Source organism: Cupriavidus gilardii (genome assembly GCF_017598945.1).
GTDB lineage: Bacteria > Pseudomonadota > Gammaproteobacteria > Burkholderiales > Burkholderiaceae > Cupriavidus > Cupriavidus gilardii_E.
The window spans coordinates 173,554-184,883 of the sequence record NZ_JAGFTW010000030.1 but is presented as its reverse complement, the minus strand read 5'-3'; the positions used below and the strand labels follow the sequence as shown (position 1 = coordinate 184,883).

At 68.1% G+C, this 11,330-nt stretch carries 11 protein-coding genes; 6 read left to right on the top strand and 5 right to left on the bottom strand.

Annotated features, from left to right (window positions below; genetic code table 11):
- Nucleotides 1–1,504 (bottom strand): NfeD family protein (locus J5T34_RS11200; protein ID WP_208579796.1); only part of this gene is annotated, 1,504 nt, incomplete at its 3' end.
- A gap of 245 nt (nucleotides 1,505–1,749) precedes the next feature.
- Between J5T34_RS11200 and J5T34_RS11195 the strand changes: the two genes are divergently transcribed.
- The 6 genes from J5T34_RS11195 (at nucleotide 1,750) to J5T34_RS11170 (ending at nucleotide 6,163) form a co-directional block, all read left to right on the top strand.
- Nucleotides 1,750–2,970: a YbfB/YjiJ family MFS transporter gene (locus J5T34_RS11195; RefSeq protein ID WP_244258841.1), complete on the top strand. Its 1,221-nt coding sequence runs from the start codon at nucleotides 1,750–1,752 to the stop codon at nucleotides 2,968–2,970.
- A 109-nt stretch (nucleotides 2,971–3,079) separates the two neighbouring features.
- On the top strand, nucleotides 3,080–3,865 hold the full coding sequence (locus J5T34_RS11190) for a class II aldolase/adducin family protein (RefSeq protein WP_208579795.1): 786 nt from the start codon (nucleotides 3,080–3,082) through the stop codon (nucleotides 3,863–3,865).
- A gap of 56 nt (nucleotides 3,866–3,921) precedes the next feature.
- Nucleotides 3,922–4,110 carry a 4-oxalocrotonate tautomerase gene (locus J5T34_RS11185; protein WP_006578927.1) on the top strand — a complete coding sequence of 63 codons (189 nt, stop codon included), beginning with the start codon at nucleotides 3,922–3,924 and terminating at the stop codon, nucleotides 4,108–4,110.
- 70 nt (nucleotides 4,111–4,180) lie between these two features.
- On the top strand, nucleotides 4,181–5,212 hold the full coding sequence (locus tag J5T34_RS11180) for a threonine aldolase family protein (protein ID WP_174107608.1): 1,032 nt from the start codon (nucleotides 4,181–4,183) through the stop codon (nucleotides 5,210–5,212).
- 80 nt (nucleotides 5,213–5,292) lie between these two features.
- Nucleotides 5,293–5,880: an NUDIX hydrolase gene (locus J5T34_RS11175; RefSeq protein ID WP_208579794.1), complete on the top strand. Its 588-nt coding sequence runs from the start codon at nucleotides 5,293–5,295 to the stop codon at nucleotides 5,878–5,880.
- A 55-nt stretch (nucleotides 5,881–5,935) separates the two neighbouring features.
- Nucleotides 5,936–6,163 (top strand): sulfurtransferase TusA family protein, encoded by a 228-nt coding sequence (locus tag J5T34_RS11170; protein ID WP_006578930.1) that lies wholly within the window; start codon nucleotides 5,936–5,938, stop codon nucleotides 6,161–6,163.
- Nucleotides 6,164–6,254: 91 nt separating this feature from the next.
- On the opposite strand, the gene J5T34_RS11165 is transcribed toward J5T34_RS11170, so the two are convergent.
- The 4 genes from J5T34_RS11165 to J5T34_RS11150 form a co-directional block, all read right to left on the bottom strand.
- Nucleotides 6,255–6,668, bottom strand: a complete 414-nt coding sequence (locus tag J5T34_RS11165; RefSeq protein ID WP_347880646.1) for a HEPN domain-containing protein — start codon at nucleotides 6,666–6,668, stop codon at nucleotides 6,255–6,257.
- Nucleotides 6,665–7,003 carry a nucleotidyltransferase domain-containing protein gene (locus J5T34_RS11160; RefSeq protein ID WP_208579793.1) on the bottom strand — a complete coding sequence of 113 codons (339 nt, stop codon included), beginning with the start codon at nucleotides 7,001–7,003 and terminating at the stop codon, nucleotides 6,665–6,667. The genes J5T34_RS11165 and J5T34_RS11160 overlap by 4 nt, the downstream gene beginning before the upstream one ends.
- A gap of 162 nt (nucleotides 7,004–7,165) precedes the next feature.
- Nucleotides 7,166–8,035: a UTP--glucose-1-phosphate uridylyltransferase GalU gene (gene galU, locus J5T34_RS11155; protein WP_174107604.1), complete on the bottom strand. Its 870-nt coding sequence runs from the start codon at nucleotides 8,033–8,035 to the stop codon at nucleotides 7,166–7,168.
- A gap of 118 nt (nucleotides 8,036–8,153) precedes the next feature.
- Nucleotides 8,154–11,021: a valine--tRNA ligase gene (locus J5T34_RS11150; RefSeq protein WP_208579792.1), complete on the bottom strand. Its 2,868-nt coding sequence runs from the start codon at nucleotides 11,019–11,021 to the stop codon at nucleotides 8,154–8,156.
- Between the last annotated feature and the right edge of the window lie 309 nt (nucleotides 11,022–11,330).

The window sequence follows — 11,330 nt, the reverse complement described above, 5'->3', positions numbered from 1 at the left end:
AGAGGGGTATAAGAGACAGGGGTGCGGGGGCAGGGGCGGGGTTTGCGGCGTCGGCGGCCGTGTCGGCGGGCTCGACGTCGAGCACCAGTCCCAGGCGGCCGGTCACGCGCACCGCCTGCCCGGTCTGCAGCGGCGCTGCGCTGCGCACGCGCCAGCGTTCGCCCTGCACCTCGGCCCAGCCTTCGTCGATGATGCGGCCGGCATTGCCGACCACGCGGGTGTCGGCGATCACCGCGGGCTGCCGGCGCGCACGCACGGCGGCCGTAGACACGCCGAAGCTCAGCGCGGCCGCCGCCAGCGATAGCGTGCCGATTAGCCACAGCGGCACGCCGAAGCCCGGGATATCGGTGTCGATCAGCATCACCGCGCCGAGCGCGAAGGCGACGATGCCACCCAGCCCGAGTGCGCCGAAGCTCGGCAGGAAGGCTTCGGCCACCATGCAGCCGATGCCCAGCGCGATCAGCGCCAGGCCGGCGTAATTGATCGGCAGCATCTGCAGCGCGAACAGCGCCAGCAGCAGGCAGATCGCACCGGCGACGCCCGGCAGCACCATGCCGGGCGTCGAGAATTCGAAGATCAGGCCGTAGATGCCGATCATCATCAGGATCAGCGCGACGCTCGGTTCGGTCAGCACCGCCAGCAGCCGATAGCGCCAGTCGGGCTCGAGCTCGACCACGCTGGCCTGCGCGGTACGCAGCGTGCGCGATGCGCCGGCGGCGACCACCGCGCGCCCGTCGACTGCACGCAGCAGCGCCGGCACGTCGGGCGCGATCAGGTCGACCACGCGCTGCGCCGCGGCCTCGTCGGCCGACAGGCTGACCGCCTCGCGCACCGCGCGCTCGGCCCATTCGGCATTGCGCCCGCGCAGCTGCGCCAGGCCGCGGATATAGGCAGCGGCATCGTGCAGCTGCTTGCGCTCGAGCGTGCTCAGCGAGTCGTCCTTCCTGTCCGAGGCGGCACCGCCGGGCGCGCTGGCCGCGCTGGCCGCACCTTCCGACGCCGGCACGGCACGCACCGGACGCTCCCCGCGCTGACCCCGGTCTTCGCGCTCCGGCCCGCCGATGCCGAGCCGCACGGGGCTGGCCGCGCCCAGATTGGTGCCCGGCGCCATCGCGGCCAGGTGGCTCGCGTAAAGGATGTAGGTGCCGGCGCTGGCCGCGCGCGCGCCGCCCGGATAGACGTAGCTGAGCACCGGCACCGGACTGGCGAGGATGTCCTGGATGATCTGCCGCATCGACGGGTCCAGGCCACCGGGCGTGTCCATCTCCAGCACGATCAGCTGGGCCCCGGCCTGGCGCGCCTGCTCGAAGCCGCGCCGCAGGAAGCTCGCGCTGGCCGGGCCGACGGCGCCCTTGAGCGGAATCAGATAGACCGGCGCCGCCGCGCTCGGCTGCGCACGCGCGGGGTTGGCCGTGCCGCCAGGCTGGGCCAGCGCCAGGGTGATGCCGGCAATCAGCAGCAGCACGGCGGCGAGCCGGCGCGCGAACCTTGCCTGTGCGTTCATGGATCTGCGCTCGTGAAGTGGAGGGCCGCCGATGTCGTCCTGGCCGGCCGAACCGCGGTGCGCGGCGGGCGCCTGGCGGCGCTGCTTCCAGTGTAGGCGACACGACACCGCTTGCCCGGGACGGTGGCGTGGTCTTGGCGGCCCCGCCATCGCGCTTTGCCGGTGGCGGGTACGATAGCGGGATTGCCGACGCGCCAGAACGGAGAATCCGCATCGTGTCAGTCTCGCCCTCCCGCAATCCCGAGCTGGTCCACGGCACGCTCGCCGGCAGCAAAGCCCACCGTCCGGGCGCCTGGGCGGTCGCGCTCGGCGGCCTGGTGTCGCTGGCGGTCGCCATGGGCATCGGCCGCTTCGCCTTCACGCCCCTGCTGCCGATGATGCTGCACGACGGCAGCGTGACGCTGCATCAGGGCGGGTGGATCGCGACCTGGAACTACATCGGCTATTTCGTCGGCGCGCTGGCCTGCCTGCTGATTCGGCCCGATGCCGCGCGGATGGTGCGCTGGGGGCTGGCGGCCACCGTCGCGCTGACGCTGGCGATGGCGCTGCCGCTGGGCATGCTGGCCTGGTCGCTGTGGCGCGCGGCCGCAGGCGTCGCCAGCGCCTTCGTACTGGTCTACACGACGGCCTGGTGCATGCAGCAGCTGGCCGAGGCCGGCAAGCCCGCGCTGGGCGGCCTGATCTTCTGCGGACCGGGCATCGGTATCGTCGCCACCGGGGTATCGGCCTTCGGCATGGTCGGCATGCACTGGAGCGCGGCCTGGGGCTGGATCGCGTTCGGCGTGCTGGCGCTGCTGCTGGTCGCGGCGGTGTGGCGCATCTTTGAGCCCGATGCGGTGCATCGGACGGCCGCAACGTCCACGAGCGCCGCGTCGGCCCGGCGGGCCGCGATCTCCGGCGAAGCCTGGGCGCTGACGGTGGCCTACGGGCTGGCCGGCTTCGGCTACATCATCACGGCGACCTTCCTGCCCGTGATCGCGCGCCAGGCGATGCCGGGCTCGCTGTGGGCGGACCTGTTCTGGCCGCTGTTCGGCGCCGCCGTGGCGCTCGGCGCCCTGACGGCGGTGCGCATCGGCGTGCGGCACGACAACCGCGTGCTGCTGGCGCTGGCCTATGGCATGCAGGCGGCGGGCGTGGCGATCGCGGCGGTGTGGCCGACGCTGGCCGGCTTCGCGCTGAGCAGCCTGCTGGCCGGGCTGCCGTTCACGGCGCTGGTGCTGTTCGCCATGCACGAGGCGCGCCGGCTTGCCGGCGATCAGGCGCCGCGGCTGATCGGCCTGATGACCGCGGCCTACGGGCTCGGACAGATCGTCGGGCCGCCGTTCGCCACCGCGCTGGTGGCCCGCACCGGCGGGTTTGCCGCGTCGCTGGTCGGCGCCGCGGTGGCGCTGCTGATCGGGGCGCTGATCTACCTGTGGCTGCGTCGGGTCGCGCCGCTGCCGTCCGCGGCGGCGCCGCACGCCTGAGCCGGGGCCGACGGTCCACGGCCCTTCGCGCTTGGGCTACAGTATCGCCTTCGCCGCGATCGGCGGCCGGCTTGCGGGCCGGCATCGCCGAACGCGCAAGGAGCCATCGATGTCCTTCGCCCTGCAACCCGCCCGCGCCACCGGCGCTTCCGCCAACGTATCTGCGGCGGCCTCCGAGGCCGAGCGCCGCACCCGCATCGATCTCGCCGCGGCGTACCGGCTGTGCGCGCTGGCCGGCTGGGACGACCTGATCTACACGCATATCTCGGCGACGGTCCCGGACGAGCCCGATCACTTCCTGATCAATCCCTTCGGCCATGCCTTCGACGAGATCCGCGCGTCGGATCTGGTCAAGATCAACGGCCGCGGCGAAGTGGTCGGCGACAGCCCGCATCCGGTCAACGTGACCGGGTTCGCGCTGCACGCGGCCGTGCACGCGGCGCGTCCGGACGCGGTCTGCGTGATGCACCTGCACAATACCGCCGGCGTCGCGGTATCGGCCCAGGCCGACGGGCTGCTGCCGTTGTCGCAGCATGCGATGCGCTTCTACGGCCGGCTCGCCTATCACGATTACGAGGGGCTGGCCTTCACGCCCGCCGAGGGCGCGCGGCTGACCGCCTCGCTGGGCAGCCATCCCGCCATGCTGCTGCGCAACCACGGCACGCTGACGGTCGGCCGCACCGTCGCCGAGGCCTATGTGCTGATGGCCACGCTGATCAAGGCCTGCGAAATTCAGCTCGGCGCGCTGACCGCGAACCGCGTGGTGCTGCCCGCGGTCGAGGTGGCGACGCGGACCTCGGCGCAGCTCGACGACGGCGGCGCCGTCGAGGGCGCGCTGGAATGGCCGTCGCTGCTGCGCAAACTCGATAAAATCGATCCTTCGTATCGGGACTGAGGCGCACCGCCCGCCTCCGTCCTTGCACCAATCATCCATAACAACAGGAGCCATCCATGCCGACTTTCCACGTAGAGATGTTCGAGGGCCGCACCGTCGAACAGAAGCGCAAGTTCGTCGAGGAAGTGACCCGTGTCACCTGCGAAACGCTCGGCTGCTCGGCCGGCGCGGTCGACATCATCATCACCGATGTCAAGCGCGAGAACTGGGCCACCGGCGGCGAGCTGTGGGCCGACAAGAAGTAAGCCCCCGCGCAAGCCCCGCCATCAGGGGGCATCGATGAACCGGCGCCTGGCGCCTCTGTACGGAACCGTCATGCAGCATTTCGCCTCGGACAACTACGCCGGCTTCTGCCCGGAATCGCTGAAGTACTTCCTCGAAGCCAACGGCAGCGGCCACGAGCAGGCCTACGGCGACGACTCGTGGACGCAGAAGGTCTGCGATCGCATCCGCGACCTGTTCCAGACCGATTGCGAAGTGTTCTTTGTGTTCAACGGCACGGCGGCCAACTCGCTGGCGCTGTCGGCGCTGTGCCAGTCGTATCACTCCGTGATCTGTCACGAGCTGGCCCATATCGAGACCGACGAATGCGGCGGGCCGGAGTTCTTCTCCAACGGCTCGAAGCTGCTGACCGCGCCGGGCGCGAACGGCAAGCTGACGCCGGACGCGATCGAGGCGCTGGTCACGCGCCGCAACGACATCCACTATCCGAAGCCCAAGGTGGTGTCGCTGACGCAGTCCACCGAGGTCGGCACCGTCTACACGGTCGAGGAGGTCCGCGCGATCTCGGCGATCGCCAAGCGGCGGCAGCTGCGGGTGCATATGGACGGCGCGCGCTTTGCGAACGCGGTCGCGTCGCTGGGCGTGCATCCGTCCGAGATCACCTGGCGCGCGGGCGTCGACGTGCTGTGTTTCGGCGGCACCAAGAACGGCCTGCCGGTCGGCGAGGCGGTGGTGTTCTTCGATCGCAAGCTGGCCGAGGACTTCGCCTATCGCGTCAAGCAGGCCGGGCAACTCGCCTCGAAGATGCGTTTCATCTCGGCGCCGTGGCTGGGGCTGCTGGAGAACGACGTGTGGCTGTCCAACGCCCGCCATGCCAACGCGATGGCGCAGCTGCTGCACGATCGCATCGCCAGCATTCCGGGCGTGCGCATCATGTTCCCGACCCAGGCCAACGCCGTGTTCGCCGAACTGCCGCTGCCGGCGATCGAGGCGCTGCGCGCGCGCGGCTGGCGCTTCTATACCTTCATCGGCGCCGGCGGCTGCCGTTTCATGTGCGCGTGGGATCTGCAGCCCGAGACCGTCGAGGCGCTGGCGGCCGACATGCGCGAGGTTTGCGCCGCGTGATTGCCGCGTGATTGCCGTGCGATCCGCGCGGATCGCCGTCCGACTCCGGCGCCTGGCGCCATCGAACAGGAAATCGAGCCATGCCCTCCTATCGCTATTGTCCCCACTGCGGCACGCCGCTGATGGCGCTGCCCATGTCCGGGCGCGAACGCATGGCCTGCGTGCAGGACGACTGCCACTTCGTCCAGTGGGACAACCCGCTGCCGGTGCTGGCCGCGGTGGTCGAGTACGAAGGCAAGCTGCTGCTGGCGCGCAATGCCGCGTGGCCGCCGTCGATGTATGCGCTGGTCACCGGCTTTCTGGAGCGCGACGAAACGCCGGAAGCGGGCGTCGCGCGCGAGCTGAAGGAAGAGACCAATCTGGATGCGCAGTCGGTGTCGCTGATCGGCGTCTACGAGTTCATGCGCAAGAATGAGCTGATCATCGCTTATCACGTGCGCGCGACCGGCACCATCGCGCTGTCGGAAGAGCTGGCCGACTACAAGCTGGTGGCGCCGGAGAAGATGCGGATCTGGAATGCCGGCACCGGCTTCGCGGTGGCCGACTGGCTGGCCGCGCGCGGCTATCCGGTGCGCTTCTTCGACCGCCAGAGCGGCGAGGACATCCCCGATCCGCGCCAGGCCGCGCAGGGGGAGGGCGCCGGCGCGACGCTACAATACCGGCCATGAAGCCTGATGCAAGGCTTGCCGACATCGCCCATACCAAGGAAGCAAGGAAGAGACCATGGAGTTCCAGAAGGAAGTGGACGCGCGGGGACTGAACTGCCCGCTGCCGATTTTGCGGACCAAGAAGGCGCTGGCCGATATGGCGAGCGGAGAAGTGCTGAAGGTACTGGCCACCGACCCGGGCGCCACGCGCGACTTCCAGGCCTTCGCCAAGCAGACTGGCAACGAGCTGCTGTCGCACCAGGAGGTCGACAAGGTGTTCGTGTTCTATATGAAGCGCCGGTAAGCCGTTCAACGGTCCGCGCCGCAGACGACAAAGCCGCCCGAGGGCGGCTTTGTTTTTTGGTTGCAGCGCAGACCTGTTGCCGTAGAAATACTTAGCCGTCGTCGTCGTCGGTCGACGGAAACGCCGCCCGCATCGCAGCGACGAAGACTTCGGCCTGCCGAACGATTTCCTCGGCGTCGACGAGTTCGACAGAGTCGTTCTTGTAATCGGCTACCAATCGAACTTCTTCCGCACGCTTGAGAAGGCGCCCCATCTCCTTCGGTATCGGGCCCTGCTTGATGAGATGGTCTCCGAATGCCTTGATCAGACCGCTATGCGTCTTGCCGATGTCCGCCCTTACCGCTGCGCCGGAGGCGAGCAACGCGGCTTTCGCTGCGTCGAACATGGCGTAGTAGGCCCGGTTGCACGCACCGTCCACATCGCCAAGATCCAACAGAGCACGGGCCGATGCACGCGCGCGGTCCGCCTTCGCCATCAATGCTGACGGCGTCAATTTTCCGTTCACAGGCGGACACCCTCCGCGGCAATGTTTCGGAGCAGAGCAGGATTGTCGTACGCCTCGGGATGCTCCCACTCATCCAGCCAGACGGGTAACGGCGAAATATTGACGCCGGTCTCGAGCAGGACATCGAAGGCGACATCAGCCATCGCCAGCTTGGTCGGGAGAAATCGCTGATGCTCGCCGGCGAGAAGGACCGCCACATCGGCATCGCTGTCGGGACGGTGCGTGCCACGGGCGCGGCTGCCGTAGACGATGGCGCCCGCGGTCGGGTAACGGCGAGAAATCAGGCGCAGGAAGCGCCGGACGGCGGCTTCGGTGTCATGGTCGAGGCGGTTCACGAAGGGCTCCCACGGCAAGTGCGGCTCGGATACCGCAGCCATGATAGTGGAATGGTCGGCGCTTCACCATAGCAGTCATTGGCGCGGGCGGTCGCATCCACTGTCGCCCGGCGCGTCCCGTGACCGCCGTGGCGGCCGGGACGACGCTGCTCCGCGCCCGCCTCAGATCCGCTCGCGCAGATAGCTGCCGAACTCGTCGCGGACCTCGGGATGCTTCAGCGCGAACTCGACCATCGCCTTCAGATAGCCGAGCTTGCTGCCGCAGTCGTAGCGCACGCCCTGGTAGCGGTAGGCCAGCACCTGTTCCTGGCCGAGCAGCGACTGGATGGCGTCGGTCAGCTGGAATTCGCCGCCGGCGCCGGGCTTCAGATTGCGAATATGTTCGAAGATGCGCGGGGTCAGGATGTAGCGGCCGACCACGCCGAGATTGGACGGGGCCACTTCCGGATCCGGCTTTTCGACGAGGCCGGCGACCTTGATCACGCCTTCGTCCCACTCGCGGCCATCGACCACGCCGTAAGATTTACTCTGCTCGGGTGCAATTTCTTCCACACCGAGGATGGAGCAGTTGTAATGGTTGTACAGGTCGACCATCTGCTTCATCACCGGCGGCTCGCCGTCGAGCAGGTCGTCCGCCAGCATCACGGCGAACGGGGTGTCGCCGACCAGCTTCTCGGCGCACAGCACGGCGTGGCCCAGGCCGAGCGCCTCGGGCTGGCGCACGTAGAAGCATTCCACATGCGACGGCTTGATCGAGCGGACCACCTCGAGCAGCGCCTGCTTGTTCTTCGCCTCCAGCTCGACCTCGAGCTCGTAGGCCTTGTCGAAATGGTCTTCGATCGCTCGCTTGGAGCGGCCGGTCACGAAGATCATCTCCGTGATGCCGGCAGCCATCGCCTCTTCGACCGCATACTGGATCAGCGGCTTGTCCACCACGGGCAGCATTTCCTTCGGGCTCGCCTTGGTAGCGGGCAGGAAACGGGTGCCGAGCCCGGCTACCGGGAATACGGCCTTGGTGACGCGGGTTTCCATAAAAGAGGCTCCTTCTCAGTTTTGATGTCGTCAGCCTTGCGTTAAAGCAAGGCGCATGCCCTGGACCGCGCTGCCGGCACGGATGCCGACACCGAACGCCGACGCGGCGGTGTCGACGTCATGCCGGCAGCCGTTGCAACTGGTCCTGCAGCTTGGCCAGCGTCTGCTCGAAGTCGGCCAGCCGCTGGTTTTCCTGTTCGACCACCGCCGCCGGCGCCTTGGCGACGAAACTCTCGTTGGCCAGCTTGCCGCGCGCCTTGGCGATCTCGCCGCCGATGCGCTGGATCTCCTTGCCGAGGCGAACGCGTTCGGCGGCGACATCGATTTCGATCTTCAGCAGCAGGTGACTGCCGCCGACGATGGCGATCGGCGCACCGGCGCCTTCGGCCATCAGGGTCTGCTCGTCTTCGAAGACGCGAACCTCGGAAAGTTTCGCCAGCGCCTGGATATAGTGCTTCGCCGCGTGCAGGAACGCGCTGTCGCCGTGCGCGTACAGCGGGATCCGCTGCGCCGGCGAGATATTCATTTCGCCGCGCAGGTTGCGGCAGGCATCGACCATCGCCTTGAGCTGCGCGACCCACGCCTCGGCCGTTTCGTCGATCTTGGCCGCAGCGGCGAGCGGGTAGGGCTGCAGCGCGATCGATTCGCTGCCGTCGCCCTTGCCGCGGCCGGCCAGCGGCCCGACCTTTTGCCACAGCTCTTCGGTGATGAACGGGATGATCGGATGCGCGAGCCGCAGCACGGTTTCGAGCACGCGCAGCAGCGTGCGGCGCGTGGCGCGCTGCTGCGCCGGCGTGCCGTTCTGGATCTGCACCTTGGCCAGCTCCAGATACCAGTCGCAGTACTCGTCCCAGACGAACTTGTAGATCGCGTTGGCGATATTGTCGAAGCGGTATTCGGCGAAGCCCTTGTCGACCTCGGCCTCGACCCGCTGCAGCAGCGACACGATCCAGCGGTCGGCCTGCGAGAAGTCCAGATAGCCGTCCGGGCCGCAGTCCTGGTTGCACGGCCCCATGCCGCAGTCGTGCCCTTCGGTGTTCATCAGCACGAAGCGGGTCGCGTTCCACAGCTTGTTGCAGAAGTTGCGGTAGCCCTCGCAGCGGCCGGTGTCGAAGTTGATGTTGCGCCCGAGCGTGGCGAGCGAGGCGAAGGTAAAGCGCAGTGCGTCGGCGCCGAAGGCCGGGATGCCGTCCGGGAATTCCTTCTTGGTCTTGGCCTCGATCTTCGGCGCATCCTTGGGCCGGCGCAGGCCGGTGGTGCGCTTCTTCAGCAGTTCGGGCAGCGCGATGCCGTCGATCAGATCGACCGGATCCAGCGTGTTGCCCTCGGACTTGCTCATCTTCTTGCCTTCGGAGTCGCGCACCAGGCCGTGCACGTACACGTCCTTGAACGGGACCTGGCCGGTGAAGTGCTTGGTCATCATGACCATGCGCGCGACCCAGAAGAAGATGATGTCGTAGCCGGTGACCAGCACCGACGACGGCAGGAAGTGTTCGAGTTCGGGCGTCTTTTCGGGCCAGCCCAGCGAGGAGAACGGCACCAGCGCCGACGAGAACCAGGTGTCGAGCACGTCCTCGTCGCGGCGCAGCGGCCCGTCGAAGCCGGCGGCCTGCGCCTGCGCGCGCGCTTCCTCTTCGGTGCGCGCGACATAGCAGTTGCCGGCCTCGTCGTACCACGCCGGAATCTGATGGCCCCACCACAGCTGGCGCGAGATGCACCAGTCCTGGATATTGGCCAGCCACTGGTTGTAGGTGCTGACCCAGTTCTCCGGGATCAGGCGGATTTCGCCGCTCTGCACGGCATCGAGCGCGACCTCGGCGATCGAGCGGCCCGGATGGAAGGTGCCTTCCGGCGCGGGCTTGCTCATCGCGACGAACCACTGGTCGGTCAGCATCGGCTCGATCACGCTGCCGGTGCGCTCGCTTTTGGGCGTCATCAGCTTGTGCTTCCTGATCTCGGCCAGCAGCCCTTGGCCATCGAGGTCGGCGACGATGCGGCGGCGCGCCTCGAAGCGGTCCAGGCCGACGTACTGCGCCGGCGCGTTGTCGGCGATCTTCGCGTCCAGCGTCAGCACCGAGATCTGCGGCAGGTTGTGGCGCTGGCCCACCGCATAGTCGTTGAAGTCGTGGCCGGGCGTGACCTTGACCACGCCGGTGCCGAATTCGCGATCGACGTAGTCGTCGGCGATCACCGGGATCTCGCGATCGGTTAGCGGCAGCTTCGCCATCTTGCCGATCAGATGCGCGTAGCGTTCGTCCTCGGGATGGACCATCAGCGCGACGTCGCCCAGCATGGTTTCCGGACGGGTGGTGGCCACCGTCAGATGGGTCAGCCCTGTGCGCGTATCCGGCTCGACCAGCGGATAGCGGATATGCCAGAGCGAGCCTTCTTCCTCGACGCTGTCGACTTCCAGATCGGAGACGGCGGTGCCCAGCACCGGGTCCCAGTTGACCAGCCGCTTGCCGCGGTAGATCAGCCCCTGCTCATGCAGGCGCACGAACACCTCGGTGACCACGGCGGACATCTTCGGGTCCATCGTGAAATATTCGCGGCTCCAGTCGATCGATGCGCCCATGCGCCGGACCTGCCGCGTGATGGTCGAACCCGATTCCTCTTTCCATGCCCACACCTTCTCGACGAAGGCCTCACGGCCGAGGTCGTGGCGCGAGACGCCCTGCGCGTCGAGCTGGCGCTCCACCACGATCTGCGTGGCAATGCCGGCGTGGTCGGTACCCGGGACCCACAGCGTATTGGCGCCGCGCATGCGCGCATGCCGCGCCAGGCCGTCCATGATGGTCTGGTTGAACGCGTGTCCCATGTGCAGCGTGCCGGTGACGTTGGGCGGCGGCAGCTGGATGGCGAAATCGGGCCGGTCCGGGTCGAGGGTCGGCTTGGCGATTCCCCGTTTTTCCCACTCGGGGCCCCATTTGGCCTCGATGGCGGCGGGTTCGAAGCTCTTGGCTAGGGACTGGTCTTGGGCGGTCATGCTTGGGATGTCGATCGATGCGTGAAGGCCGGGCGAGCCGGTGCGGCTCTCGCGGTCTGGTGCGCGCCTGGCGGGCGCGGCCAAAAGGGAGACAAGCCCTAAATTATAGGGGAGCCCGCTCGGTGACGCCCAAAATGCCCATGCGGGGCGCGCCTGCCCGCCGCGCGCCGCTTCACATCCACCGCAGGACGAACCGCAGTATCGCCCCTTCGTTGCCGCCGATGCGTTCGCTAGAGCACGGTCGCGGCGCGCCGCCGGGCCTATCGTCTGCGTTGGGGGCTCGGGCAGGGGACGCCGCATGGCGGTCCG

What these genes read in the sequence shown, in the direction of transcription:
- J5T34_RS11190 (WP_208579795.1), top strand. Translation starts at nt 3,080, where the DNA reads ATGTCCTTCGCCCTGCAACCCGCCCGCGCCACCGGCGCTTCCGCCAAC.
- J5T34_RS11185 (WP_006578927.1), top strand. Translation starts at nt 3,922, where the DNA reads ATGCCGACTTTCCACGTAGAGATGTTCGAGGGCCGCACCGTCGAACAG.
- J5T34_RS11180 (WP_174107608.1), top strand. Translation starts at nt 4,181, where the DNA reads ATGCAGCATTTCGCCTCGGACAACTACGCCGGCTTCTGCCCGGAATCG.
- J5T34_RS11175 (WP_208579794.1), top strand. Translation starts at nt 5,293, where the DNA reads ATGCCCTCCTATCGCTATTGTCCCCACTGCGGCACGCCGCTGATGGCG.
- J5T34_RS11170 (WP_006578930.1), top strand. Translation starts at nt 5,936, where the DNA reads ATGGAGTTCCAGAAGGAAGTGGACGCGCGGGGACTGAACTGCCCGCTG.
- galU (WP_174107604.1), bottom strand. Translation starts at nt 8,035, where the DNA reads ATGGAAACCCGCGTCACCAAGGCCGTATTCCCGGTAGCCGGGCTCGGC.
- J5T34_RS11150 (WP_208579792.1), bottom strand. Translation starts at nt 11,021, where the DNA reads ATGACCGCCCAAGACCAGTCCCTAGCCAAGAGCTTCGAACCCGCCGCC.